Origin of the sequence: Glycomyces lechevalierae (assembly GCF_027622945.1) — a bacterium.
Classification (GTDB): domain Bacteria; phylum Actinomycetota; class Actinomycetes; order Mycobacteriales; family Micromonosporaceae; genus Glycomyces; species Glycomyces rutgersensis.
Genome location: NZ_JAPZVQ010000003.1, coordinates 53,944 through 79,163 on the forward strand (window position 1 = coordinate 53,944; position 25,220 = coordinate 79,163).

Genomic DNA, 25,220 nt, shown 5'->3' on the forward strand with positions numbered 1-25,220 from the left:
CGTATGAACCGAGGACGCTCACTGATGGGCGCTTCCGGACGCTGCCCATACCTTCGAAGACGTTCCCCCGAAACGAAACTCAAGGCAGTGGAGTCAAGAAATGTCTCAATTGGATGAACGGGTGGCCGCCCCGGCCTGGCGCGCCCGCCTGATCGCCCTCGGCGTCGCGCTCGCCGCGACCATGCTCGCATGGGTCGTCGCCGACCTCGCCGGCGTCGAACTGCGCGCCAGTCAACCCGGCCAGGACGCCGTCCCGATCGGCCTCGTCAACGTCGCCGCCTCGGTCGTGCTCTTCGGCGGCCTCGGCTGGCTCGCCCGCGTGATCCTCGACCGGTTCGCGAAGCGCCGCGCGGTCCTGATCTGGCGCATCGGCGCCGGCGCCGTGTTCCTCCTCGAGGTCTTCCCGGTGATCCTCACCGAAGCGACCGTCGGCACCAAGGTCTTCCTCGCGATCCTCCACGTGATCGTCGCCGTCGTCCTCATCCCGGTCCTCGGCAGGCGCCTGCCCGAAGCCTGATGCGGCGCAGAGCGAACGCCTCCCGCAAACACTCGCGGGAGGCGTTCGTGCTCACGTGATCGGATGCAGATCGACCTCCGGGTCCCGCCCGGTGATGCAGTACTCGAGCCCGCCCGGATCGCGCATGACCTGCCACTGGTGGTGCCGCCGCACCGCCTCGGCCCCGAGCCCGACGTGCCGCTCGGTCTCCGCCTCGATGTCGCTGCACGCCAGGTCCATGTGCGCGGTCGCGGTCTGCCCGCGCTCGGCGAGGTCCAAGCGCTGCAACAGGAACTGGAGCGGGAGCTCCGGCGGCGGCAGGAGCCGCCGGAACTCCCGAGTATCGGTCACGGTCTGCCGCCAGGCCGTGAGGGTCTGCCAGAATGCCAGCTCGTGGTCGAAGGCCTGCGGCGGCACGTCCAGGCACACCTGGTCGGCGCGGCTGCGCTGCCCGCCGGGCCACTCGACCGCGGGCGGCACGACCGCCTCGCAGTGGTGCCGCACCAGGCAGAACGCGAAACCGCCGGGGGAGCGGAGCACGACGAGCCCGGGTTCCCGGTGCACCACGCTCGCCCCGAGCCCTTCCGCCCGCTCGGCCTCCGCCTCCACGTCGTCCACATGCAGGTCGAGGTGGTTGCCGCCCTTGCCCTCCCGGATCCGCTGCACCCGCAGGTACGCGTCGCCCGCAGCCGGCATGAGGGTCGCGAATTCGCCGTCGGGGCCCCGCCGCTCCGACATCGTCGAGTCGGTCACCTTGAGCCAGAACGAGATACCGCTCTCGAATTCGTCAGCGGGGTAGTCCCAGAACGCGGTGGTCCATCGAATCGCCATCCCCGCATTCTAAAGACCGCGAGCGGACCTCACCCGAGTTTCAGGCGAAGACCGCCCCCGGCCGAGACCCGAAACTCGCTTTCCTCGCACCCCGAACGGCTGCTAGACAACGACGATGACCGAAACGCTGACTTACGACGCCGTCGTCCGCCTCGCCGAAGCCGACCCGGCCGTGGTGGGGCTCTTCCTCATCGGCTCGCAGTCCATGGACGGCTTGACCACCGACCTCTCCGACTACGACCTCTTCGTCATCACCGGCGCGGCCACAGCGAGCGGACTCGAACGCCACCACGGGATGCGCTCCCCCATGCTCGACCTGAACGTGCTGCCCCTCGACGACCTCTTGGGCGATGTCGTGCCCGAGTACGTGCGATACGCCTTCGCCCGCAGCCGCGTCGTCCTCGACCGCACGGACGGCCGCATGACCGCGTTCCTCGAGTCGAAGCGTCGTCTCGACCCGCAGCGGGCCTTCGATCAGGCCGCCGAGGTCCTTGACGCGTACGCGAACTCGATGTTCCGGTCCATGAAGAACCTGCGCGACGGCCGCGCCCTCGCGGGCCACCTCGACGCGGCCGACAGCGTCGGCTACCTCCTGGAACTGCTCTTCACCCTCGACGGCCGCCCCCGCCCGTACAACAAATGCCTGGAATGGGAACTCGAGCACCACCCGCTCCCCGGCTGGGACACCGCGACCCTGCTCGACACACTCGGCCGCATCACCGCGACCGCCGACGCGGATCTGCAGCGCCGCCTCTTCGCCGAGGTGGAACCCAAGGCCCGCAAGGCGGGACACGGCAAGACCCTCGACGATTGGGGCGACGACCTCGCCCTCATGCGCCCCTGATCACCGCAGGGCCCGCGCTAGTGCGTCGGCCTGGTGCCGGTGGCCGACCGTCTCGTAGCCGACGATCACGACCAGCGGCGCGCAGGCCGCGATCACGATGCCCACACCGACCGTGGCGCCGGCTGCGACGGCGATGACCGAAGCGGCGAGCGCGAGCACGGAGCCGACGAACAGCAGGAGGTGGAGCGGGTCGAGTTCGCGCATCAGCAGCGAGTACAGCGTGAACAGGCCGGTCAGGAAGATCGCCACGGGGATGCCGACGGTGAGGATCGCGGCGGTCGCGCTGATGTGCGCTTCGTGCGAGATGACCGTGGCGGCCACGTGCAGGCCCGCGCCGGTCGCGGCGAGCGAGCCGAAGATGACGAGATGCCCGTAGCCCCAGACGAAGCCGCGTTCCCGGTGGTGTTCGAGCACTTCGGCCGAGGGCATCGTGAAGTACACCCACCACAGCCCGAACGCGAGCGCGGTGCCGCCGAACGCGACGAGCCCCGCCTCGACGGACCAGCCCTGCGCTTCGACGACCGCCGAGACGGCGAGGATGGTGCCGAGCACGACCTCGCCGAGCGTGATGATGACGAGCAGGCCGTACCGTTCGGCGATGTGGTGCGGGTGCCACGGGCTGCGCCCGCCGCGCAGCTCGGCGATGATCGGGATCAGCATCTCGAAGACGGCAAGGGCCACAAAGACTCCGGTGGAAACGGCCAGCGACGGGTCGAGGAAGATCTGGGAGATGCAGCCGACCTGCGCGATCGCCATGAGCAGGGCGTAGGTGAGCGCGTTGCGGCGCTGCGACTCGTCGTGCCGGGCGATGCGGAGCCACAGCGCGATCATGGCCACGCGCATGACCACGTACCCGGCGACGACGACGCTGTTGTCGACGTGCGCGCCTTCGTCGACCGAGCTGAACATCTGCGGCAGCCCGAGCGCGAGGATGAGCACGCCGATCATCTGGACCATGGTCGCGACGCGGAAGAACACGTCGTCGTTGTCGAACGCGGACGCCAGCCACGAGTAGTTGATCCAGGCCCAGCAGATCGCGAACACCGAGAACGTGAACGCGCCGATCGCGGGCCCGAAGTGCCCAAGTTCGAGGAGCCGCGCCATCTGCGTCCCGGCCTGGCTGAACGCGACGACCAGCGTGAGGTCGAAGAGCAGTTCGAGCGGCGTCGAGGTGCGGTGCGGCTCTTCGGGGTCGCGGCTGGTCATCCGGCGGGCGCGGTGGGCTCTGGTCTCAGGTGTCGACATGTGCGACATCTTCCCACCGGGGTCGCCGGCCTAGTGCGGGATGGGCAGCCCTGTGGGCGCGTACTCGACGAGGAGGACACGGCCGTCGAGCACCCGCTGGTCCACGAGCGCGAGGTCGGCCTCGTCGACCCCGTCGAACATCGCTTCGCGCCCACCGGGGCCCACGAGCAGCGGGAAGACCATGAGCCGGAGCCGGTCCACGAGGCCGGCGTTCAGGAGCTGCTTGACGACGGACAGGCTCCCCATGGTGCGGATCGGCGTGTTCGTCGTCTGCTTGAGCTGTCGCACGGACTCGACGAGGTCGCGGGACTCGACCGAAGCGCCGGGCCAGTCGACGCTGCTGAGCGTCCTGGAGAACACGGTCACCGGGAGCCGCGTCATGCGCAGGTAGCCGTCGTCGCGGGCCTCGTCCGGGACGGAGTCGAGGGCTTCGTAGGTGCGGCGGCCCATGAGCACGTGCTGCGGGCGGGCCGATTCCTCTTCGATCCAACGCCCCAGGTCAGGGCCGTAATAGCCGAAGTACCCGGGTGAGTTCTCGCCCCGGGCCCAGCCGTCGACGGACACGAACAGATCGGCGGTGAGTGCGCTGGTCTCGAGTGCGCTTTCCATGGCGGTTCCTCTCTTCGCACGGCACGGCCCAGCCCGAGCGCGGGCCGCATATCGGTAGAGACGACGCGAACGGCCCCGATTCATCGCACCGGCCCAGGGCAGTGCGGCCTAGGGTTCCCGCGTCATCGCCGAACAAGCGCTGTCCAGCTCACTGAGCATGGCGGACTTGCGTTCTTCCGAGGTGAACGCCGCGCGGATCGCGTTCCGGGTGAACCCGGCGAGCTGCTCGGCGCTCATGCCGAGCGCGGCCGCCCCGGCGTACTCCTGCTCGATCGTGGTGCTGAGCTGGACGGGATTGTCCGTGGCCAAGGTGACCGCGACTCCGGCTTCGACCAGGCGCGCCAGCGGATGCCTCTCGGTCTCGGGCAGCACCCCGAAGTACTCGTTGCACGTCAACGCGCATTCGAGGGTCACGCCGTTCTCCCTCAGCAGTTCCAGCAGCGCCGGGTCGGCCGCGGCGTGGACGCCGTGCCCGATCCTGGTCAGCCCCGGCATGCGCACGGCGGCGGCGATGTTCGCCGTCGACACCTCGCCCGCGTGCGCCGTGATCCCCAGACCGGCTTCGGCGAACCGCCCGGCCAGCCGGTACATCGGGGTCCAGTCGGCCTCGGCGTCGTACGGCGCGTAGAGGAAGTCGATGCCCGCCAGCCCTTCGCCGGCGGCGCGGATGCAGCCGTCCGCGAACGCGTCCGCAGTTGCCGGGTTCTGCCCCGGATTGATGACGATCGCGAGCGCCTCGGCCCGCAGGAGCGGGTACTCGGCGCGCACCTGCGCCTCGGCCCGCCGGAACAGCGACATGAACGCCTCGCGCGTGACGACCTCACCGCCGCAACGGATCTCGACATAGCACGCCCCGGCGGCGGCGTGGTCGCGCATGAGCGCCGCGAACCGCGCCACGAAGAACTCGTCGTCGTCGTACTCGTCGAGCGGCACCGGCTGCACCGACCCGATGCGCTGCAGGCGCTCCTTGCCCGGCGGGATCTCGGCGGCCAGACGCTCGCGCCAACCCGCCCAGTCGTACGGCTCCCGGCCCTCGCGTTCGGCCAGGATCAGATCGAGGTAGCGGGTCGCTTCCTGGTGAACGTGCAGGTCGGCTTTGGGCAGTCCGGCAAGGGATTCGAGGGCGTCCATCGTCTGATCCTAGGGGGTCCGGGCGGTCGGCGGGCCACGCCCGGCACGGCCCGCCGACCTCCGTTCTCAAGCCGCGGCGAGGGCCTTCCCGCGCACGGGAGCCAGCGCCCTGCTCCACTCGATCGTCTTGTCCAGCAAGGTGTTCAGCGCAGCCGTACTCCGTTCGGTCGGACGGAACGCCGCCTGATTCTCGAAGTCCGTCGCGAGCGACAGCAGGACCTGCGGGCCCACCACGGCCATCTGCAAAGTGCCGCACAGCAACCGGAGCTGCTCGGCCGCCCGCGCGCCGCCGAGCACCCCGTACGAGACGAGGGCGACCGGCTTGTCGGCCCATTCGGCGAACAGGAAGTCGAAGGCGTCGATGAGCGCCCCCGGTGCGGTGCCGTTGTACTCGGGGGTCACGACGATGAACCCGTCGAACGTGGCGATCCGCGCCGACCACGCCTTGGTGTGCTCATGCTCGTACACGCCCCACATCGCCGGTTTCGGCTCGTCCAGGTGCGGGAGGGCCTGTTCGCGCAGGTCGATCACGTCGAACTCGGCGTCCGCGCGCTGGGAGGCGAGGTCGTGGACCCAGGCGGCGACCTGTTCGCCGTTGCGCACGGGCCGGGTGCTGCCGAGGATGATGCCGATCTTGGTCATGTCAAAGCTCCTGTCGGGTAAGGGTTCTCAGTGGCCGGGGACGGTGCCGGTCAGCGGGGTCTCGTCGAAGTAGCGGATCTCGTAGGCGCGCTCGGCGAACTTCCAGCCGTCGGCGGTCCGCGCGTACCGGTCGTGGTAGATCGCGTAGTTGAGCGCCGAGCGGCCGTCGGTGCCGCGGCCGATCTCGGACATGTACGTGCGGCCGGTGGCCGTGTCGGCCGGCGCGGGACCGTCGAGTTCGATGAGGCCGGGGTGGCTGTTCTGGATGAGGAAGTCGACGAAGCCGGGCACGCGTTCGCCCCAGGCCCGGATCGCCGCCTGGCCGTGCATCTCGGCGGGGATGTCGGGCATCCGCCACACCCCGTCCACTGTGAACAGATCGGCGACGCGGTCGTAGTCGCGCATCATCACCGCGTCCGTGAACTCGCCGCGCAGCGCCTCGATCTCGACGCGGTCCGCGATCGCCTGGAAGTCGTTCATGGTCTCCTCCTTCGCCTCCCGGCATCGGAGGCGATGCCGGTTTCGGTTGCACGGGTACGACGAGACAGCCCCCGGAAATGTCAGGGAGACGCTCGCCTCACATTTCGGTGCGCTGTCTCGTCGGAGAGGTGGACACTGACCCACGACGATCGATTCGGAGACGAGCATGAGCAACGGGGACGGGCAGAGCCTGAGCGCGGTCATGAGCGAGCGCCGCCACCTCATCAACCTGGCCTACCGCCTCCTCGGCTCCCTGGCCGAGGCCGAGGACGCCGTCCAGGAGACCTATCTGCGCTGGTACGCCCTCACCAGGAAGCAGCAGCAGGCGGTCGAGTCCCCGGGCGCGTGGCTGACCACGGTCGCCGGCCGGATCTGCCTCGACCAGCTCCGCTCGGCCCGCGCTCGCCGCGAAAGCTATGTGGGCGACTGGCTTCCGGAGCCGCTTCCGGGCCCCGCCCTCCGCGGGCCGGGCGCCGCCGACCCGGCCGACCAGGTGACGCTCGACGAGTCGGTCGGCATGGCGTTCATGGTGGTTCTGGAGGCGATGACGCCCGCCGAGCGCGTCGCGTTCATCCTCCACGACGTCTTCCGCTACCCCTTCAACGAGATCGCCGAGATCGTGGGACGCACGCCCGGCGCGTGCCGTCAGCTCGCCTCCTCCGCCCGGCGGCGCATCGGGGCCGCCGAGGGCCCCGCCGCGCCGCCCGCCGGGCAGTCCGGGGTCGTGCGCGAGTTCAAGGAGGCCTGGGAGGCCAAGGACATCGGCGCGCTCATCGGCCTGCTCGACGCTGATGCCGTCGCGATCGGCGACGGCGGCGGACGCGCGGTCACCTTCCCGCACACTCTCGAAGGGGCCGAGGAGGTCGCGCACGCCTGGATCGAGATCGCGAACCGCATGGACGGGGTGTTGACCTTCCACGAGAGCGAGGTCAACGGCCAGGCAGGGCTGGTCGCGCGCCAGGCGGGCGAGATCGTGACGGTGTACGCGTTCGAGGTCGCGGGCGAGAAGATCAAGCGCATCTGGGCGATCCGCAACCCCGAGAAGCTCCGCGCCTGGCAGGCCGACTGACCTGCGATCAAGGGCCCAGTCGCCGGGGAAGGCGACGACGGACCCTGCTAGGACCCGGCCGCCTGGCGGGCGGCGTGTTCGAGGCGGGCCCGGTAGGCGGCCCACCAGGCTTCGCCGCGTTCGGGGAGGCCGCCGAAATCGGGGCGCAGGCCGGCGGTGCCGTCGATGAGTTCGCGGACGACGTCGGCATGGCCGCCATGGCGATTGGTCTCGCCGATCATGAGGACGATCATCTGGTGGAGGGTGACCTCGGCGTGCTCGGCGGGCCACCACGGGACGGTGCCGGGAGCGTCGAGGTCGAGGGCTTCGATCGTGGTGTCGGCATGGGCCCACACGCGGCGGTAGAACGCGATGATGAACGCGCTCGACTCGTGGGGTCGGGCCCACATGTCGACGTTGGGCTCATCGGGGTCGTCCGCGAACCAGGGCGGGGGCTCGCTGACAGGTCGGTCGAAGACCTCGCCCAGGTAACCGGCCTCGATGCCCGAGACGTGTTTGACCAGGCCGAGAAGGTTGGTGCCGGTCGGGGTCATGGGACGGCGCAGGTCGTATTCGCCCAGGCCGTCGAGTTTCCACAGCAGGCTTTCGCGGGCATGGCGCAGATCGCGGTGCAGGCGCGCCTTCGTGTCGGTCATGGCCGCGATGCTGCCACGCAGGTGCGACACCGGCGATACGGACCGGGAACTCGGGTTGCCGCAAGGACGGGTGGCGGTCGGGAGGCCGACGGAATCTTGATTGCCGGGTGCGGGGGACGTGGCTAGGGTTCCGGCATGGAGATACGTGAAGAAGTTCCCGCTGATCATGCGACGGTCCGGCGAGTCCACGAGGCCGCGTTCGGCGACCACGGCGTGAAGGTCGCGGACCTGAACGAGGCGTTGCGCCGGATGGGCGGGCTCTCGCTGGTCGCGGAGGTCGACGGGGCGGTGGTCGGTCACGTGATGTTCTCGACGAGCCTGCTCGACGCCCCGCGGAAGCTGGTCGAGGTCCCGGTGCTCAGTCCGATCGGGGTGCTGCCCGAGTTGCACGGCAACGGGATCGGTTCGGCGCTGATCCGGCGCGGCCTCGAGATTCTGGACGAGCGGGGAGCCCCGCTGGTCTTCCTGGAAGGCGACCCGGGGTTCTATTCGAGGGCCGGCTTCAAGACCGGCGGGGACCTGGGTTTCCGCAAGCCGTCGCTGCGCATCCCTGACGGCGCCTTCCAGGTCTATCCGCTTGCGGCGTATGAGGATTGGATGACCGGGACCCTGGTGTACTCGCCGGTCTTCTGGGAGCACGACTCGGTCGGGCTGCGCGATCCCCAGGCGTAAGGAGCCTGCGGGGATGGCCATCCAGTACAAAACATGTCAACATAGTTGACATGTTTGCGAGTGAGCGCGATATCGCGTTGTTCTTCATGGGTTGGCAGTCCTTCGTCGCCGACGCCGACGCGGTGCTGGACGAACACGGGCTCGCACGGCTGCATCACCGGGTGCTCTACGCCGTAGTTCGCACCCCCGGGATCGGTGTCGGCGAACTGGCTGCGGCCCTTGGCATCTCCCGCCAGGCCCTGCACCGGCCGCTGACCGACCTGCGCGGGCGAGACCTGATCGCGGTCGAGGTCTCCGAACGCAGCAAGCGCGAACGCGAGCTCTCCGCCACGGCCGCGGGGCGGGAGCTGGAACGCGCCGCCACCGGCCCGCAGCTCGCGCACCTGGAAGCGGTCTTCGAGTCCGCCGGACCCGCCGCGGCCGAAGGCTGGCGGCTGGTCATGCGCGGCCTCTCGGCAGAGGCCGTTGCGCAAGCGCCCCAGGCGACCCGGCACCTCATCGAAGGCGAGGCCGGTCATGGTTGAGCCGTGCATCGAGTTGGAGTCCGGCCGCACCCGCTACCGCCTCGACGGCCCGCACGAGGCCCCCGCCGTGGTGTTCGTGCCGGGAGCGACACTGCCCATGTTCGTCTGGGACGGCCTGGCCGACACGATCGCGGACGCCGGACACCGGGTCCTGCGCTACGACCTGATCGGCCGCGGCGGTTCTGCCGCCCCGCGAATCGCATACGACGCCAACGCGTTCGACGCTCAACTCACGGAACTGCTCGACCGGGTGCTCCCGGGCCGACCGGTCCACCTGGTCTCGCTCGCGTTCGGAGCGTTGATCGCCGCCCGCTTCGCGGAGGCCCGACCGGAGCGGGTGGCGAGCCTGACGTACATGGCACCGGACGGTTTCGGTGTCGAGATGTCGGCGGCGGTGCGGCTCTTGCGGTATCCGTTGATCGGCGAGGCGCTGCTCGCGATCGCGGGAAAGGCCATGCTCCTCAATCGCTTGCCGGACTATTCGGACCGCGCCGAAGTGGTGAAGGCGCTGCGCGAGAAGTTCGAGCCGCACGTGAGCGCCCCAGGGTTCCGACGCGCGGTGCTCTCCTCGTTGCGCCACATGCCGATCCACGACGCGGGAGACCTCTATCGGCGAAGCGGCGAGCGAGGCGTCCCCACACTGGTCCTATGGGGCCGGAACGACCGGGTAACGCCGCTGCCCGACCGCGAACGCCTCCGCGCCGCCATGCCGAGCGCTGACCTGCAGGCCTTCGAGGACACAGGCCACCTCCCGCACGCGGAAGACCCGGCTGAAGTCGCCGCCGCGCTCACCGAGTTCCTGCGGGTCGCCGAGGTATGACGGGCGTGCTCACACTCGACGATTGAAGCCTCCGGGCGAATCTTGTTGCAGTGCAACAGATTCACCCGGAGGCTTCCTCAACTTTGCAAACTCGGCCTAGTTCGGCGTGACGCGTTCGTAGATGAAGAAGTCCGAGATCGAACCCTCTTCGTCCTCGGCGGACCAAGGGTGCGGATTCTCGATGCGCTCGGCCAGACGCCATTCCGGATAGTGCTTCTCGACATCGCTAAGTACCGGATGGTGACGGATGTGCGGCGCGAACTCCGCGTCCAGACCGGGGTCGTCGGCATCGCTCGTGTAGAGGATGACGTGCCGACGGGCGGCCCCGAAGACGTGCTCCAAGTGCCGCTCGTAGACCTTCACCTCGGTGAGGTGGAAGATCACGTCGAGCGAGAGCGCCAGGTCGGCGGTCACGAACCCCGCCCGGTCGCTGAACCGCTCCGGGTCGTAGAGCGCGAAGCTCTTCGAGGCGTCCGCCTCGAACTTCGCCATGGTGTTGCTCAGCGTCGTGGGGGACACGTCGAACCCGAGGTAACGGGGGTACGCGGCGAGCGCGAGCTGTTCCCCGTCGCCGCAACCGAACTCGATGACCGATTCGATGCCCTGCTCGGACACGAACCTGTTCAGGACCTCCGCCTTGAACTCGGCGTGCCTGCCGCGCGAGCCCGCACCCGAGTTGCCGCCCTTCGCGTACCGGCGCTCCCAGTACTCGGCGGAGTTCACGAACTCACTCGGCTGCACTGAGCAGTGCCCTGAAGTCGGTTACTCCGAGGTCGAAGACCGGGGAATCGTGACCCAGCTTCGAATCCCGGACTTGGAATGCTCCGTCTTGCGAACGGGCCTCGACGCAGTTGCTGTCATCGCCGCCGCCGCTACGGATGCTCTTCCGCCAGGTCACGCGGCACTCGACGCAGTTGCTGTCTGATGCCCCTGAGCTGCGGGAGCTTTTCCGCCAGCTAGTGAACCCAGTCATTCAGGCACCCTCCGAATCGTGTACCAAACGACCACATCTTGTTGACCCGGTCATGGTACATGTCGATCTTGATCGCCTCTTCGATGTGTCGGCTCTGATCAAGGGCTTCGACGTAGACGAAAGCCGGTCCGGCTTTGGTCATTTCGGCTGGTTGATAGATGTCGAAGGAGTGCTCCACGCCTCGGTGCAGGCCTTCGAGAATTCGGATCTCGCAATTGGGCAGCCGGTTGAATTCAAGGAGCTTTGTGAACTGGTCTTGGCCCCACTCCCACTGCACCAGGGGCTGAAGGGCGTTGAGGCCGATGAGGAACCTCATGGCTGGGCGCGGGTTGCGGCGGAGGATCATGATCTGGCGGCGGAGCTTGCGCTGCCACTGCTCCATCGGTTTCTCGTCTTGGCCTGCCAAGGCTTCCATGTGATAGAGCTCGATCTGAAGTGGCCCTGGGATATACCAAGGTTCCCACTTCCAGAAATCGCCGTAGCTCGCCTCAGCTCGTTCAATGATGAAGATATTTCTCTCGTCGAGGTCCGACACGATCCTTCCGTGGTCCATCTGGCTGATGACATGGATCAGAAATCCGGCCTGCTTCTCGGTCGCGCCGCAGACCTCGGCGAACTTCGCCGCCATCGCGAGCTTGGGTCGGGTCTCGCCGGTCAGGTAGTTCCCGACGGTTCGCACACTCACGCCGAGCTTGGCTCCGATCTGAGCGTAGGTTAGACCCGATTCCGTATACAGCGCTTGGAGTTCTGCCGGGACATACCAGTCGGCGAGGTGTGAGAGCGGCATTCAGGCCTCCCGGAGTTCGTTGGTGGAAACGCACTGTAATCAGACGGTACCCTCGCGCAAATATGCGGCGCAATACGGAGTCCGATAAGGAAAGTTTTGGGGTGCAAAACTTTCCGGTCGTTACCTGCCTGAGAGGTACTGTGAGGCAGCTAGTGCCATCGCGTCGAACTTCCAAAACCCATGGTCAGAGCCTAGATTGAATCCATCGAGAAGATCGGTTCGGTTCCTGAATCTGTCAGGAATGCGACAGCTCGAAAGGAGGTAAGGCATTGATCGAGCAGCAGCAGAACAATGCGGGAGAGGGTAAGGGACTGGAACGAGGGGAGTTCCGGGACAGCTTGCGGACTTATCGGGTTCGCGTGTCAAGTAATGAAGCACCGGACTCGTTCCAGGTCTACACCGGTCAGCGCGAGGACATCGTGCTCATCGTCTCCGGGATCAACTCCGGCGACCTCAAGGCCACTTGGGGCCCGGGTTGGCGTGGGGCGGAAGAGGACTGGAAGGTCTGGGTGGAGGAGTGCGCCTTCAGCCTCGTGATCGTGGGCGCGCACGTGGGCGCCCGGGCGGGGGAGCGTCCGCGTCCGGGCCGACCGTCCCCGATGGGGCAGCACATGATCGAGCGCAACCCGGCGTCGCTGAGGTTCTGTGATGGCTGATTCGGCCGTCGCCGCTGCGACCGCCTCCCCGGGCGATCCCGGTCGCGGGCGGTGCGGACGACGATCTGACGGCGGGTTGGCGACGGTGGGCTTCCTCGGCGACTTCGCAAGGGGCCATGCGTTGTTCTCGCTGTACCGCCTCGGTCCGGATCAGAGCCAGTACCCGAACGGTCCGTGCGAGTACCTGGTCGACTGCGATGACGGCGTTGGGCCGCATGAGGTCTGCCGGTTCAGCGTCGATGAGTCCGAGCGCAGCGCGTCCGAACACGGCGACGCCGAAGCGAGCGGCGGTTCGAAGCGCCGGGGCTCAAGACCCGGCGTCTCGAAGACCGGTGGCTCGGAGCTCAGGGGGTTCGACGTGACTTGGCGCGGCGCGTGGAACGGCGATCAGTGGTGCGGCTGGATCATGGGCCGCGTGTGCGAGCTGATCGCCGCCTCGGGCGACAACTGAAGACTTGACCCTCCCGGTAGGGCCGGCCGACTCAGGTGGGGGTCGGCCGGCCCCAATCGCGCAGGGCGGCGTGTTTGCCCGCCGGTCGTGGGCGCGCCCCGGGCACCGGCCCCGTGCGCGCCCTTCGGCACCAAGCCCCATGACACTGGTGCGGAAGGACGCGGCGGTGGGGAAAGAATGAGGGTGCCCGGCTCGCTCGATCAGAGGCCGTGCATCCAGACCCGAAGAGGACCGATCGGTGCGAAGCCGTGGCGGACGGCGGCCGCCAAGTCGTCTCCGTGTTCGTAGCCGACAACCGGCACAGCGGGAAACAGCTCGTGCAACGCCGCCAACACTCCCGGCCACGCGGCATCGGCGTCACCGTCGAGCGCGAACACGTTGGAAACGCCCACCACCTGTTCGCTGCGGCTCGCCACCGCACCGGCGGCCAGCCGTCCGTCGGCAGAGCGGCCCGCGAGCACGAACGTGGCCGCGTCCTCCAGCAGCGCGGGCCCGAACAGATCCGCGTTGCCGTCCCCGCCGTCCCAGGCCAGCGCCCAATCATGCAGCGAGGCCGGCTCGCGCACCACTTCCCAATCGAGGTCCGAGGCGGCGGCCGGAGGTCCGGCCGGGCGCCAGATCCACTGCGCGTCGAACAAGACTCCGAAGCCGTACCCGGTCAGGTCGCGGTCGGCGAAACTGTCCTTGATGCTCGCCCCGGGCGCGGCGGTGTCGATCGAGTGGACCAGCTCGGCGGCGTCGGCGGCGGGAGCCAGCGTCACCGCGTCGGGGTAGAACAGCGGCGTCCGGACCGCCGCGGTCCACGCCTGAGGACTGAACGCGCCCGTCAGTCCATGCGAGCGGCACATCGCCTCGCACCATTCGGCGTTGTTGCGGGCCGCAAGCCGGACCAGGTAATCCTTTGACATTGTCACGGAAGCTGATCCTGCCTCCTTCCACCTGGTCCGTCAATCGCCTATCCCACAAGCGGAATTCGCGTCCAGGTGTGCGAGGGCGTGGGTGCGATTCCAAGCGCTTGCCGTCGCGAGTGCGATTCCTCGCGGTGCGATCAGGAGAAGCGCAACACGCCGGAGAGATGGCTGAATCGGGTTGTAAACACTCGTAAAGTTCTTGCCCATGACCGGTTCGCCCGATATCAGAACCCTCCAGTCAGTGCCCGAATCCCGGCGAAGCCCAATCGCCGACCATGATGAATCTCGGCAGGCGAAACCGCCTGCGAGCGTTCATGATCTCGTGGAGCGCGCGCTCGACTCGGTTGGTTCCGCCAGTATCAATGACATTCACGAGTGGGGCCAGTACCACAATTCGCGTCTTGCACTGCATGTGCTGGCGCGGCTTGCCTTCCCGGAGGAGCCCGCGGCGCTTCTCGATGTGCGCCACCGGGAACGCCGCCTGGAGAAGGCCGCGCTGAACCTCGAAGCGGTGTGCGCCCTCGCGGCGTCGATCGGGCTCAAGGCCCGCACGCACATGGAGCGCGACCGCGCCTTGGCCCTGTTCGACCTCGCCTATCGCCGCCTCGGCGGCGACATGCCCGCCGAACACCAAGCGCTGCACGTGACCACGGCCTACCTGAACGGCCGCAAGCTGCTGTTCAAGCAGTTGATGAAGGCGTACGGCGCGATCCCGGAGTCGGTGGCCGACTCGTTCGCGTGCCAGGACGCCCATCCTCGCCACGGCGGCAGCGTGAAGGCGTACATGCGGCGCTTCAAGGAGTTCACCGGCTGGCCCGAGCTGGAGTCGCCCGAGCCCGGTGCGTCGCTGTGCTTCGACTCGCTGCGGACCGCGCCGCTCGAGCCGATCGCCCGCGGCCCGAAGATCTCGGTCGTCATGACCTGCTTCCGTCCCGACGAGGCGCTGCTGACCGCGGTGCAGTCGATCGTGGCGCAGACGTGGCAGAACTGGGAGCTGCTGCTCGTCGACGACGGCTCGGGGCCCGACTACGAGGACGTGCTGCTGGCGGCCGCCGCGCTCGACCCGCGCGTGAAGCTGCTCATCCAGCCCGAGAACGCGGGGACCTACCAGGCGCGGAACCGCGCTATGGCCGTCGCGCAAGGCAAGTACATCACCGGGCTCGACTCGGACGACTGGGCGCACCCGACGCGCCTGGCGACGCAGGTGCGGCCGATGATCGCGAACTCGAACCTCGTGATGGTCGAGACGCGGTGCATCGCACTCGCCGAGGACCTGTCGCTGATGATCGACCCGCAGGTCGCGCTCATCGCGGCGCGGTCGACGCCGATCATGATCCGGGCCGAGGAGGTCCTGGGGAAGGTCGGCTTCTACGACGAGGTGCGCAAGACCGCCGACTCGGAGTACCGCTTCCGGATCCGGGCCGCTTTCGGCAAGGACGCGTTCGTGCGGCTGAGCGGCGGTCCGCTGACCGCCGTGCGGCACAACGACAGCACGCTCTCGGCGGGCGAGGTCTCGCGGCACTGGATGTCCGCGGCTCGCTTCGCCTACTACTCCGGGTTCGCCCGCTGGCACCGCGCGATCGACCGCGAGCAGGCCTCGCCGTTCCTCGCTTCAATGCCGCGGCCCCGGCCGTTCCCGATCACGCAGGACCTCACCCGGTCGAACGCGGAGAACCGCGCGATCGAGTACGGTCGCATCTACGCCGCCGACTGGAGCGAACTCGGCCCGCGCCGCCGCTCGATGCTCGACGACGCGGGCAAGCGCGCCGACGAGGGCATGGCGGTCGGGCTGCTGCACTCGCCCGACTGGAGCGGCGTGATCGGCGACCGGGCCCTGGTGGACCGGGCCGTGCTCCGTGCGGCCGCCGAGCACGGGCTCGACTTCATCGAGCCGGAGCCGCGGCACACCGCGCCGGTGATCGTCCCGAGCGAGGCGTACGGCGAGCTGCTCCGGTTCGAGCACCCCGACATCCCGGCGGAACGGATCCGCCTGCTGCCGGGGCCGGGAACCGGTGCGCTCGGCGACAGGGAGCGCGGTGGCCGCGCCTCCGTCGGCGGGTCCGCGCATGACGCGGCCGGCGATGCCGGTCCGACCGCGCCCGTGCGAGGTGCGGCCGCGAATCATTCGTTCTTGGACGCAGCGGTTGAACCGGCGGCGATTGTGCAAGGCGCCGTGGTGGACCGCTCCGGCTGGGCCGCGGCGGACGACTCCGTCTCGAACGCGACCACGGACGGCACGGCGGCGGGTGACGCCGCATTGGCTGCGACCGCGCAAGCACCAGCGGGCGGCGCTGCTTCAGCGGTGACCGCGCAAGGCGCTGCGGCAGCGGGCGGTCCCGGTTCGGCCGCAACCGGGCAAGGCTCGACGGCGCGTGGTCTCGGCCGCGCCGCACCGGTCGAGTCGGCCGCGATCGCGGAAGGCGCTGTGGTGGACCGCCCTCACCGAGCCGCTGCGGTCGAGCGAGACGCGATTGCGCAAGGCGGCTCGGCCGGAGGTACGGACTCGGCCGTGCCCGAGCAGGGTCTTGCATCGAGCGATGCCGCCTCGGCAGCGAATGCGCAAGCCGCGGCGGACGATGAATCCGGCTCGGGCTCAACCGCAGGAGGCTCCGCGGCGGACCGATCCGGCTCGGCGGTGACCTCGCAAGCCGCAGCGAGCGGTTCGGCCTCGGCCGGGTCTGCGCCTGGCGCGAGCGGCGGCTCCGGCGCGACCGGGACCGCACCCGCGCAGGGCCGGGCGGCGAGCGATTCGGCCTCGGCCGTGCAAGGCGTGTCGAGTGGCGGCTCCGGCGCGACCGACACCCCCGCCTCCACCACCGCGCCCGTGCAAGGCACCCCGGCGGATCACGCCGCTGCTTCCACGCGAGGCTCCGCGGCAGACCGCTCGGCCGCTGACCCAGCGCTCGACTCCGCTCAACCCGCCGCTCAACCTGCCGCCCAACCCGCCGCCCAACCCGCCGCACCGCGGATCTTCCGCCGCAATGACCTTCTCGTCATCGGCGGCGGCCTGGCCTCGGTCGTCGCGGCCCTGTTGCTCACGGCCGCTTTCGATCCCGCGTCCCTGCCCTGGGTCGCAGGCGCGAGCGCCGCCGTCTGGGTCGCCTCCTTCGCCGCGCTCACCGCATGGCGCGCCGCCGTGCGGCCCGCGCCCGGGCGGTCGACCATCGCCGAAATGCCCGAGGGGCCCAGTGAGGACCCGATCCGACTGCGCCAGATTCCCAGCGCCGCCGCGCGTCGGCCGATCTGGACCGCCGCCTCCGCCGCGCCGCTCATCCCGGCGCTCGGCATCGCGGCCCCGCAGCCCTGGCTCCCGGCCGGCATCGCGATCACCGTGCTCTGCGTGCTCGCCGCCTGCATCGACCTGGGGCTCAATCGCGCCTACGAACGCGTCAGAGCCGAAGCGGCCGAACCGGAAGCGACCACTGAGACCGGCGTCGCGCTCACCGCGCAGAAACGCCAGATGATCAAGCGGTGGGAGACGCGCCTGCACTACGGCTGGTCCGTCAGCGCCACCGCCACTTTGGAAGGGATCGCGGCCGGCGCCGAGAAGGGCTACCGCGAAACGCAGATCCAGGCCCTCGCGGCCCTCTGCGGCTACCGTGCGGCCCGCGCCCGGAACCACCGGCGCGCGCGCACGCTCCATGTCGACATCGTCATCGTCTCCACGCTGAACCTCAAGGGCGGCACCACCTCCGCCAACGAGGCCGAGATCCTGGCGTACCGCGCCGCGGGTCTCACCGTCGCGCTCGTGCACCACCCGGTGAAGGAACGCGCGATGGGCCGTCCTGTCGACCCGAAGATCCGGGCGCTCATCGACGACGAGCTGGTCTTCGAGGTCCGCCCCCAGGACACCGTCCACTGCGACCTCGCGATCATGCGCTTCCCCGTGGCCTTCGAGAACCTCATGGAGGACCGGCCGCGGATCGAAGCAGCACGAACCGTGCTGCTGGTCAACCAGACCCCGTTCGAGGAGTACGGCCCGGTCGGCGGGTACGGCACCGCCTGGAGCATCCGCGACGTGCACCGCAACGTCACCGACTGGGTCGGCCACCACACCTGGTACGCCATCGGCCCGGCCGTGCGCGATGTGCTCCGCGCCCACCACGCCGAGGAGATGGAGGACATCGACCTCGCCGAAGACTTCTGGTACGAGACCATCGACATCGCCGAATGGACGCCTCGCGAGCGCCGCGTGCGCGGGGAAGGCGAGCCGATCCGGCTCGGGCGGCACAGCCGCGACCACGTCACGAAGTTCCCGAACATGGCCCGAAGGCTGCTCACCGCCTACCCGGTCGCCGAGGACATCGAAGTCCACATGCTCGGCGGACACGAAGCGCTGCACCGCATCCTGGGCAAGATCCCGCCGGGGTGGATCTCGCACCGCTTCGGCACGATGTCCGCCGTGGACTTCCTCGGGCAGGTCGACGTGTACGCGTACTTCATCGACGAGAACCTGCTCGAAGCCTTCGGGCGCGCGCCGATGGAGGCCATGGCCGCCGGGGTGCCCTGCCTGCTGCCGCCGAACTTCGCCGAGCTCTTCGGCGACGGCGCGATCTACTGCGAGCCCGGGGAGGTCGAGGCCCAAGTGCGGCTGCTCGCCTCCGACAAGGCCTATTACGCCGAGCGCGCCGCCGCCGGACTGCGCGTCGTGCACGAGCGGTTCTCGCCGGACGCCCTGCTGCGCAGGGTGAACGGCCTCGGCGTCACCGCCAGGGAACCGAACCGGACCATCGTCCCGATGAGCTTGGGAGGCGCCGAATGAACACCGCGCTCCGCCGTACCGTCCTCACCTTCGCCGCGGTCGCCGTGGCCCCGGCGCTGGCGTTCGTGCTCGAACCGCAGTACGCGCTGGCCGCGGCGCTGCTCATGCTGATCATCCTCATCGGACTCGGTTGGGCCGATTCGCGCCGGCTGCAGCGGCTGCGCCGCGACACCGCCGTGAAGCAGGCCGCCGCCGAGTTGCTGCGTTCGCGCGCGGTGCGGTCCGGCGAGACCCGTGACGCGGCCCGGATGCGGCGCATCCACGAGGCGCTGGAAGGCGGGTTCCCGGACTCGGCGGCGCGGGAGGCGCAGGAGCTCGCCGCGGACACCGAGATCCCGATCGCGGACCGGTACGCGCTGCTGCAGTCGTTGGCCGCGTGGCAGATCGAGCACGACCGCTCGCTCCAGGCCGCGCCCGAGCGCTCCGCGTTCGACATCGTGTTCGTGACCCACGCCGGGATGCCCGGCGGCGGGACCGCCGCGAACGCGGCCGAGATCGCGATCTGCCGGGACCTCGGCCTCACCGTCGGACTGCTGCACCACCCGGTCTACGCGGAGCACCCGAACGCGCCGGTGCACCCGCGGATCGAAGCGCTCATCGACGGGGAGTCGGTGCGGCGCATCGGCATCGGCAGCGGTCCCGAAGCGGTGGAGTGCGCGCTCGCCATCGTGCGGCCGCCGGTCGTCATGATGCACCCGCTCGAGCGGCGGCCCACGATCACCGCCGGGCGCACGGCCGTGATCGCCGACCGGACACCGTTTCTGAGCTACGGGCCCGAGGGCCCGGGAGCGTCCGTGTGGGACATCGCGACCGTGGAGCGGCATCTCACGGACTGGCTGGGGCCGCACACCTGGTACGCGGGCGATCCGCTCGTCCAGGCGGCGCTGCGGGAGCACCACGCGGAGGAGATCGCGGACCTTGACCTCGCCGCCGAGCCGTGGGAGGGGGTCATCGAGATCGACCAGTGGCGGCTCGACGGCCGCCGCGCACCCGACGGGCGCATCCGGATCGGCCGCCACACCCGCGACCACCGGCTGCAGTGGCCGGAGGACTCGCGGACGCTGCTGGAGTGCTACCCGGAGCGGGACCCGTTCGAGGTCCACGTGCTCGGCGGGGCCGAAGCGCCGGCGCGGCTGCTCGACGGGCTGCCGGGGAACTGGACCGTGCATCCGGCGGATGCCATGCCCGCCAAGGACTTCCTGGCCCAGATCGATGTGATGGCCTACTTCACCGCCGCCGAGGGCGGCGCGTCGTTCGGCCGGGCGCCGCTCGAAGCGATGGCCGCGGGAGTGCCGGTCCTCATGGACCGCCGCTTCGAGCCGGCGTTCGGTCCCGCCGCGCTGTACTGCGCACCCGGCGAGGTGGGCGCCACCGCTGAGCGGCTGGCCGCCGACCCCGCCGCGTACGCGGCGCAGCAGGCGGCCGCCTGGGGCCACCTCGCCGACCGGTTCTCAGCGAAGGCGCTGATGGACCGGCTGCCGCTGGGCGCGCCGGGACCGGCGTGAGCCGTCAGGCGATCGTCATGGAGTTCCAGCCGGTGTCGATGACGGGCGAGTTGTCGAAGCTGCCCGTGCCGTCGCCGTGGAACAGGATGAGGAAGTTGCTGTCCGGGTCCTTGCCGACCCAGTCGAGGTGGCCGTCGCCGGTGAAGTCGCCGACGGCGGCGGCCCCCACCAGCACGTCCCAGCCGCAGTCGATGAGGACGCCGGGCGAGAACTTCGCGCTGCCCGGTCCGGCGTAGAAGTACATGCACTCGGCGGCGTTGCGGACCGCGACGACGTCCGCGAAGCCGTCCTCGTTGGTGTCGCCGACGGCGGTCAGCTCGTGCGTCAGGTTCCAGCTCGACCCGATGTTCTGCCGCGGGGCGAACGTGACGCCCGTCCCGGTGCCCGGGTAGAGCCACAGCGTGCCGGTGCCGGCTTCGACGGCGATGATGTCGACCTTGCCGTCGCCGCTGTAGTCGTGGCCCGAGACGATCTGGCTCATGACCTCCCACCCGCGGCCGATGGACTGGAACGGCGCGAAGCCGGTGCCGTTGCCGGGGTAGAGGTAGAGCCGGCCGGTGCTCGTCTCCCTGGCGATGAGGTCGGCCAGGCCGTCGCTGTTGAGGTCGCCCGCGGTCTCGATGAGGTTCATCGCGTTCCAGCCGAAGCCGACGGTGTAGTGGGTGCCGAAGCCGCTCGAGCCGTTGCCCGGCCAGATCTCCAGGCCGCCGGTCGAGTTGCGGCGGGCCACGATGTCCGCGAGGCCGTCGCCGTTGTAGTCGTAGTTCCCGGAGGGGACCTGCTCGGACCCGCCCGTGTTGACGCCGCTTTCGGTCGTGGACTGGGCGAACGCCGCGCTCGGAGCGATGAGGACCGCGATGCCCGCGATCCCGGCGCTCCAGGCGAGGAACCGCCGCAGGACCCGGGCGAGGCGCCCCCGCCTTGTGCTTGCTTCCATTTCGTTTCCCTCTTGATCAGGGCCGATGGCCCGCTGTTGTGCCCGATATGGGCGATCCTCATTCAACTAGACATAAGGGAAATAGACGGGTTTCTCGCGAAGGACGGGCCGCGCCGGTACCAAAGTGTCTAGTTGCGGCGCCCGCCGAGGAGTTCGGCTGAAACGGTGTATCCGGTGCCTCTGGTGACTATCGTCCGGTATGGAATGACTTGCGACCAACGAGGGAACAGGAGGCGTCATGGCGCCCGAACCGGCCGAACCGTCGCCAGCACGATCCCCCCGGCGCCTCTCCGCGCTCCTGCGCAGGCATCGCGTGGCCGTCGTCGCGGTCACCGCACCGCTCGCGGTCATGCTGGCCGCCACGTTGAGCGCGGCCGCGCCGCCCTTCGCCTCGGACCGGACCGAGCAGGACCCGACCATCGACAACCCGAACTACCGCCGCGTCGCGTTCTCGAGCGCGGGCGTGACAGTCGAGATCCTCGGCCAGCCCGACTCGCTCAGCACGGGCGGGGTCACGGGCGAGGTCGACCTCGCGAGGGCGGAAGGCGACCAGTCCATGGTGGCCGCGAACCTCACCGGCTCCTCGGACGTGATCGCGGACTTCGGCCAGGTGTACTTCGCGATGCGCCCCGGCGTCCCCGTGGACTACCAGTACGACACCTCGACCCAGTCGATCATCTTCAACCCCGGCATCGAGATCCAGGCGGAGACGGTGCCCGGCCTGCGCAACGGCACGGACTACCTCTACACCCAGCCGATCCGGATGCTGCCGACCGCGCCCGTCGCGGACCCGGAGTTCCCCCCGTACGAGCAGACCTTCACCATCCCGAGCATCGTGATGCTCTGGGAAGGGGCGGACGGCGTCACCGGCTCCGAGCCCATCGGCTTCATCAGCCACTTCGAGCTGACCATCACCCACGGCGGATAGACGGACGACCCTTCCACCAGAGAGAGGGAGCAGCATGCGCTTCACCACACGCGGACAGCTCGTCGTAGCCGCAACCGGACTCCTGGCCGCCTTGGCGGTCGGACTTCCCTCCCAAGCCGAGCGGAGCCCCGAGCCGGTCGTCGAGTTCGCCACGGCGACCTGCAGCGGCTCGGGCGAGCTGGACGTGGAGTTCCTGCTCACCGACGCGATCGGCGCCCCCGCCCACCCCGAGTTCAAGTACGTCGTCGTCAGCACCCATGTGCGGAGCGGCCCCGAGTCGGAACCGCTGCACGGCAGCGAACTCGCGGGCACGCTCATTCCCGGTGCCGAGGTGCCGCCGCCCGGCGAAGGCTCGCTCTCCGGCATGACCGTGGTCCCGGGCGACACCAAGCACGTCATCCTCGAAGCCGAGATCGACCGCACCTCCGCGGACGGGACCGAGCGGATCGTGGTCGAAGGCGAGGCCGTGCTGAAGGAATGCGCGCCGGTCGTCCCGGAACAGGCCGTCGAGCACGAGCACGGCCCCGAGCAGCGCGCCGAGCAGGGCGCCGAGAACCCCGGCCGCGTCTGGGGCCCCTACGGCGGCAAGCGGACCATCCCCACCCACCAGGACCCCGCGGGCGGCCAGACCACCCACCCGAGCGTGGTGCGGGTGCCCGGCGGCTGGAACGGCTACGAGTACTGGATGGCGCACACGCCCTACCCCGGCAGCAACTCCGCCTGGGAGGACCCGAACATCGCCGCGTCCACCGACGGCGTCACCTGGGTCGTGCCCCCGGGCCTGACCAACCCGATCGACGACCAGCCCGGCCTGCCGGGCCCCTACAACTCCGACACCGACCTGGAGATGGGCCCGAACAACACGCTGTACGTCTTCTGGCGCACCGTGATCCCCGACCTCTCCCAGGAGCGGATCAAGTACTCGACCTCCACCGACGGCGTCAACTGGACCGCGCCTGCGGAGGCCCTGCGGAGCTCCATGGCCGATCGCCGGCCGGTGTCCCCCGCACTCATGTACGAGAACGGCGCCTGGAAGATGTGGGCGGTCGAGATCAACCGGTCCCCGAACCGCATGGTGTTCTTCCAAGGCGGGGCCACCCCCGCCAAAGCCAACTGGGGCGCGATGCAGACGGTGAGCCTGGGGGCGATGCAGAAGGAGAAGGAGCCGTGGCACCTCTCCATCACCAAGAACGGCACCGCCTACATCGGGCTGCTCAACGACACCGCGCTCGCCTCGACCGGCCGCGACGGCGACCTGATCTTCCTGTACGGCACGACGCCGACGAGCTTCACGAACGGCAGCTTCTCGACCGTCCCGAGGCTCAAACCGTTCATGCACGACCACCTGTACCGGGCGTCGATGCTCCCGGGCACCGAGTACGGCGTGCCCGGATACCAGGTGTGGTACTCGGCGCGGATGGCGCTCAACCCGGACGTGTGGAACGTCCAGCAGACGTTCCTCAACGGGGTCGCCGTCCACGGCGGTCCGTGAGTCCTCATCTGACGTTGATAGTTTTCCCAGGTTAGCGCGGCCTGATTGTGGCTATGTTCTGTGCATGAACGACATAGGGGCCGCGGGGAACGCGGTGTACGGGAGGCGCCGCATCTGGGCGCCGCTCGCCGTGGCGGGGGTGCTGCTGGCGCTGATCGGCGCTGAAGCGCTCTTCGCGAGGTCGCAGCCGGCCGGGGTGACACTGGTGCCGGACACGGTGATCGAGTTCGGCGCCGAGCGGGACGCGACGGTCCAGGTCGGCGACGGGTGGGTCCTCGACAGCGGCGCGAGCGACATCAACTCGCAGATCGTGCTGGTCCGCGGCAACACGCTCGTGGAACTGTCCGATGTGACCCTGCCGACCGGCACGTCGCCGGAGGAGATGTGGACGGGCCTCGACCGGCTCCTCGACATCGAACGCCACCACGGCACCGAGGTGTGGCTCGACACCCCCACCGACTACGAGAACGCCGCCGGAACGACTGGGCTGCAAGGCAACCTGCAGGTCGGCACCCGGGTCGGGCAGGCCTTCGTGCTCGCCGGCCCGGACGGCGCGCAGGCGGTCGAGGCGAAGGTCCTCGCGCCGTCCCAGGCGAGCGACCAGGACCTGGCCGCCGCCGCGAAGGTCATCGACTCGATCGCGTTCCAGGAGGCGTCATGACCACGTACGCGCACACCGTGATGCCGCGCCCGGCCAACATCAGCGCCCGGACCGTCGCGTTCTGGATGCTCATCATCGTGTCCGCCTTCGGGCTGTGGACGCTGCAGTCCGACTTCCTGCCGGTCGTGATCGCCTTCCCGGGCAGCGCGGCGCTCGGCGTCCTCGTCACCGGGTTCGGCATCGTGGTCGCCCTGTGGATCGCGCGGCGGTTCCTGCGGCCGGTGCAGGCCCCGGCGTGGTCGGGCACGTGGCTCGCGCTCATGTGGGGCGCGTTCGGCGCGTGCGGGCTCGCGCTGGTGATGAACGGGATCCTCCTCTCGGCCTGGTCGCGGGCCCTCGGGCCGAACGCGGCCGGGGACTGGGCGGCCGCCTTGACCGCGCCGATCAACGAGGAGGCGGCGAAGGCCGCCGGGGTGGTGCTGCTCGCGTGCGTCTCGACGCGGCTCGTCCGCAGCACCGCGGACGGCTTCGTGTACGGCGCGCTCGTCGGCTTCGGCTTCCAGATCATGGAGAACTTCACATACGGGCTCAACGGAATCGGCCTCGCCGGGGGCGTGGACCCGGTGGGCGCGACCGGGCAGGTGCTATGGGTGCGGATCCTCCTCACCGGCATCGGCTCGCACTGGACGATGAGCGCGGTGGCGGGCGCCGGGATCGGGTACCTCGTGAGCGCCTCGGGACGGTCGACGGCACGGCGCATCGGGGTCGCCGCCGGGTGCTTCGCGCTGGCGATGGGCATGCACTGGCTGTTCAACAGCCCGCTGTTCGGCGGCATCGCGGGCACGATCGGCAAGCCGCTCGCGAACTTCGCGATCATGGTCGTCGTGTACCTCGTGGTCCGCCGCGGCTTCCGGGCCCGCTGGGCCGCCGTGACGGCCGAGGAGGTCCAGTACGGAAGCCTCGCGCCCGTGGAGGCCGAGAGCCTGTCGAAGCGGCGCGCGCGGCGGCGGTTCCTGCGCAGCTTCGGGGCGGTGCGGGTGGCGCAGCAGCGCCTGCAGCAGTTGGAACTCGACCTCCTCGAGGAGCGGATCCCTGAGGGGATCGACCCGGCCGCCGCCCAGCCGTGGCGCGACGCCGTCGCCGCCGCCAGGCAAGGGACGCTGCTGGACCGGCCGCCGCAGGTCCTGTGACGCGTGCAGGGCCGGGCTTCCCGCCCGGC

Annotated in this window: 27 protein-coding genes; 14 read left to right on the plus strand and 13 right to left on the minus strand. The window is 69.7% G+C overall.

Annotation, left to right across the window (positions count from 1 at the left end; all coding sequences use genetic code 11):
* The first annotated feature begins 100 nt into the window (after nucleotides 1-100).
* Complete coding sequence (locus O2L01_RS06605) at nucleotides 101-517, plus strand: DUF6069 family protein (RefSeq protein ID WP_270121116.1); 417 nt, start codon at nucleotides 101-103, stop codon at nucleotides 515-517.
* A gap of 51 nt (nucleotides 518-568) precedes the next feature.
* On the opposite strand, the gene O2L01_RS06610 is transcribed toward O2L01_RS06605, so the two are convergent.
* Nucleotides 569-1,327 carry a VOC family protein gene (locus O2L01_RS06610; protein ID WP_270121117.1) on the minus strand — a complete coding sequence of 253 codons (759 nt, stop codon included), beginning with the start codon at nucleotides 1,325-1,327 and terminating at the stop codon, nucleotides 569-571.
* A gap of 115 nt (nucleotides 1,328-1,442) precedes the next feature.
* Between O2L01_RS06610 and O2L01_RS06615 the strand changes: the two genes are divergently transcribed.
* Complete coding sequence (locus O2L01_RS06615) at nucleotides 1,443-2,171, plus strand: hypothetical protein (RefSeq protein ID WP_270121118.1); 729 nt, start codon at nucleotides 1,443-1,445, stop codon at nucleotides 2,169-2,171.
* Here O2L01_RS06615 and O2L01_RS06620 read toward each other — a convergent pair whose 3' ends face one another.
* The 5 genes from O2L01_RS06620 to O2L01_RS06640 all read right to left on the minus strand — a co-directional run bounded on the left by O2L01_RS06620 (nucleotide 2,172) and on the right by O2L01_RS06640 (nucleotide 6,278).
* Complete coding sequence (locus O2L01_RS06620; RefSeq protein ID WP_270121119.1) at nucleotides 2,172-3,416, minus strand: low temperature requirement protein A; 1,245 nt, start codon at nucleotides 3,414-3,416, stop codon at nucleotides 2,172-2,174.
* A 30-nt stretch (nucleotides 3,417-3,446) separates the two neighbouring features.
* Nucleotides 3,447-4,025, minus strand: coding sequence for a dihydrofolate reductase family protein (locus O2L01_RS06625; RefSeq protein WP_270121120.1), 579 nt, complete (start codon nucleotides 4,023-4,025; stop codon nucleotides 3,447-3,449).
* A gap of 108 nt (nucleotides 4,026-4,133) precedes the next feature.
* Nucleotides 4,134-5,156, minus strand: a complete 1,023-nt coding sequence (locus O2L01_RS06630) for an adenosine deaminase family protein (protein ID WP_270121121.1) — start codon at nucleotides 5,154-5,156, stop codon at nucleotides 4,134-4,136.
* Nucleotides 5,157-5,222: 66 nt separating this feature from the next.
* Complete coding sequence (locus O2L01_RS06635; RefSeq protein ID WP_270121122.1) at nucleotides 5,223-5,798, minus strand: NADPH-dependent FMN reductase; 576 nt, start codon at nucleotides 5,796-5,798, stop codon at nucleotides 5,223-5,225.
* Nucleotides 5,799-5,825: 27 nt separating this feature from the next.
* Nucleotides 5,826-6,278: a nuclear transport factor 2 family protein gene (locus O2L01_RS06640; protein ID WP_270121123.1), complete on the minus strand. Its 453-nt coding sequence runs from the start codon at nucleotides 6,276-6,278 to the stop codon at nucleotides 5,826-5,828.
* A 166-nt stretch (nucleotides 6,279-6,444) separates the two neighbouring features.
* Here O2L01_RS06640 and sigJ point away from each other — a divergent pair, with 166 nt between their 5' ends.
* Nucleotides 6,445-7,347 carry an RNA polymerase sigma factor SigJ gene (sigJ, locus tag O2L01_RS06645; RefSeq protein ID WP_270121124.1) on the plus strand — a complete coding sequence of 301 codons (903 nt, stop codon included), beginning with the start codon at nucleotides 6,445-6,447 and terminating at the stop codon, nucleotides 7,345-7,347.
* Between the two features lie 47 nt (nucleotides 7,348-7,394).
* Here sigJ and O2L01_RS06650 read toward each other — a convergent pair whose 3' ends face one another.
* Nucleotides 7,395-7,982 carry a DinB family protein gene (locus O2L01_RS06650; RefSeq protein WP_270121125.1) on the minus strand — a complete coding sequence of 196 codons (588 nt, stop codon included), beginning with the start codon at nucleotides 7,980-7,982 and terminating at the stop codon, nucleotides 7,395-7,397.
* A gap of 135 nt (nucleotides 7,983-8,117) precedes the next feature.
* On the opposite strand from O2L01_RS06650, the gene O2L01_RS06655 reads away from it, so the two are divergent.
* The 3 genes from O2L01_RS06655 (at nucleotide 8,118) to O2L01_RS06665 (ending at nucleotide 9,998) form a co-directional block, all read left to right on the plus strand.
* On the plus strand, nucleotides 8,118-8,654 hold the full coding sequence (locus O2L01_RS06655) for a GNAT family N-acetyltransferase (RefSeq protein ID WP_270121126.1): 537 nt from the start codon (nucleotides 8,118-8,120) through the stop codon (nucleotides 8,652-8,654).
* Nucleotides 8,655-8,740: 86 nt separating this feature from the next.
* Entirely contained in the window at nucleotides 8,741-9,178 is a 438-nt protein-coding gene (locus O2L01_RS06660) for a MarR family winged helix-turn-helix transcriptional regulator (RefSeq protein ID WP_270121127.1), read from the plus strand.
* A complete protein-coding gene (locus tag O2L01_RS06665; RefSeq protein ID WP_270121128.1) occupies nucleotides 9,171-9,998 on the plus strand; it encodes an alpha/beta fold hydrolase in 828 nt (275 codons plus the stop codon). The genes O2L01_RS06660 and O2L01_RS06665 overlap by 8 nt, the downstream gene beginning before the upstream one ends.
* A 96-nt stretch (nucleotides 9,999-10,094) precedes the next feature.
* Here O2L01_RS06665 and O2L01_RS06670 read toward each other — a convergent pair whose 3' ends face one another.
* From O2L01_RS06670 to O2L01_RS06680, 3 genes are read right to left on the minus strand one after another with little or no spacing between them, the layout of a single operon-like run.
* Entirely contained in the window at nucleotides 10,095-10,721 is a 627-nt protein-coding gene (locus O2L01_RS06670) for a class I SAM-dependent methyltransferase (RefSeq protein WP_270121129.1), read from the minus strand.
* A 4-nt stretch (nucleotides 10,722-10,725) separates the two neighbouring features.
* Entirely contained in the window at nucleotides 10,726-10,971 is a 246-nt protein-coding gene (locus O2L01_RS06675; RefSeq protein WP_270121130.1) for a DUF397 domain-containing protein, read from the minus strand.
* Nucleotides 10,955-11,758: a Scr1 family TA system antitoxin-like transcriptional regulator gene (locus O2L01_RS06680; protein ID WP_270121131.1), complete on the minus strand. Its 804-nt coding sequence runs from the start codon at nucleotides 11,756-11,758 to the stop codon at nucleotides 10,955-10,957. The genes O2L01_RS06675 and O2L01_RS06680 overlap by 17 nt, the downstream gene beginning before the upstream one ends.
* Before the next feature lie 359 nt (nucleotides 11,759-12,117).
* Here O2L01_RS06680 and O2L01_RS06685 point away from each other — a divergent pair, with 359 nt between their 5' ends.
* Nucleotides 12,118-12,414, plus strand: coding sequence for a hypothetical protein (locus tag O2L01_RS06685; RefSeq protein WP_270121132.1), 297 nt, complete (start codon nucleotides 12,118-12,120; stop codon nucleotides 12,412-12,414).
* Between the two features lie 85 nt (nucleotides 12,415-12,499).
* A complete protein-coding gene (locus tag O2L01_RS06690) occupies nucleotides 12,500-12,865 on the plus strand; it encodes a hypothetical protein (RefSeq protein WP_270121133.1) in 366 nt (121 codons plus the stop codon).
* A 200-nt stretch (nucleotides 12,866-13,065) separates the two neighbouring features.
* Here the strand turns inward: O2L01_RS06690 and O2L01_RS06695 are convergent, their stop codons facing one another.
* Nucleotides 13,066-13,773, minus strand: coding sequence for a hypothetical protein (locus tag O2L01_RS06695; RefSeq protein ID WP_270121135.1), 708 nt, complete (start codon nucleotides 13,771-13,773; stop codon nucleotides 13,066-13,068).
* A gap of 241 nt (nucleotides 13,774-14,014) precedes the next feature.
* Nucleotides 14,015-14,245 carry a hypothetical protein gene (locus O2L01_RS06700; RefSeq protein ID WP_270121137.1) on the minus strand — a complete coding sequence of 77 codons (231 nt, stop codon included), beginning with the start codon at nucleotides 14,243-14,245 and terminating at the stop codon, nucleotides 14,015-14,017.
* On the opposite strand from O2L01_RS06700, the gene O2L01_RS06705 reads away from it, so the two are divergent.
* Together O2L01_RS06705 and O2L01_RS06710 are read left to right on the plus strand one after the other, a co-directional pair.
* Nucleotides 14,237-18,538: a glycosyltransferase gene (locus O2L01_RS06705; protein WP_270121138.1), complete on the plus strand. Its 4,302-nt coding sequence runs from the start codon at nucleotides 14,237-14,239 to the stop codon at nucleotides 18,536-18,538. The genes O2L01_RS06700 and O2L01_RS06705 overlap by 9 nt on opposite strands.
* Nucleotides 18,535-20,043: a hypothetical protein gene (locus O2L01_RS06710; RefSeq protein WP_270121140.1), complete on the plus strand. Its 1,509-nt coding sequence runs from the start codon at nucleotides 18,535-18,537 to the stop codon at nucleotides 20,041-20,043. Before O2L01_RS06705 ends, O2L01_RS06710 begins: the two co-directional genes overlap by 4 nt.
* 4 nt (nucleotides 20,044-20,047) lie before the next feature.
* On the opposite strand, the gene O2L01_RS06715 is transcribed toward O2L01_RS06710, so the two are convergent.
* On the minus strand, nucleotides 20,048-20,980 hold the full coding sequence (locus O2L01_RS06715) for an FG-GAP repeat domain-containing protein (RefSeq protein WP_270121142.1): 933 nt from the start codon (nucleotides 20,978-20,980) through the stop codon (nucleotides 20,048-20,050).
* A gap of 238 nt (nucleotides 20,981-21,218) precedes the next feature.
* Here O2L01_RS06715 and O2L01_RS06720 point away from each other — a divergent pair, with 238 nt between their 5' ends.
* From O2L01_RS06720 to O2L01_RS06735, 4 genes are all read left to right on the plus strand, one after another.
* Entirely contained in the window at nucleotides 21,219-21,908 is a 690-nt protein-coding gene (locus tag O2L01_RS06720; protein ID WP_270121144.1) for a hypothetical protein, read from the plus strand.
* 34 nt (nucleotides 21,909-21,942) lie between these two features.
* Nucleotides 21,943-23,400 carry a hypothetical protein gene (locus O2L01_RS06725; protein ID WP_270121145.1) on the plus strand — a complete coding sequence of 486 codons (1,458 nt, stop codon included), beginning with the start codon at nucleotides 21,943-21,945 and terminating at the stop codon, nucleotides 23,398-23,400.
* Nucleotides 23,401-23,464: 64 nt separating this feature from the next.
* Nucleotides 23,465-24,061 carry a hypothetical protein gene (locus O2L01_RS06730; protein WP_270121146.1) on the plus strand — a complete coding sequence of 199 codons (597 nt, stop codon included), beginning with the start codon at nucleotides 23,465-23,467 and terminating at the stop codon, nucleotides 24,059-24,061.
* Nucleotides 24,058-25,191, plus strand: coding sequence for a PrsW family intramembrane metalloprotease (locus O2L01_RS06735; protein ID WP_270121147.1), 1,134 nt, complete (start codon nucleotides 24,058-24,060; stop codon nucleotides 25,189-25,191). Before O2L01_RS06730 ends, O2L01_RS06735 begins: the two co-directional genes overlap by 4 nt.
* Nucleotides 25,192-25,220: the final 29 nt, after the last annotated feature.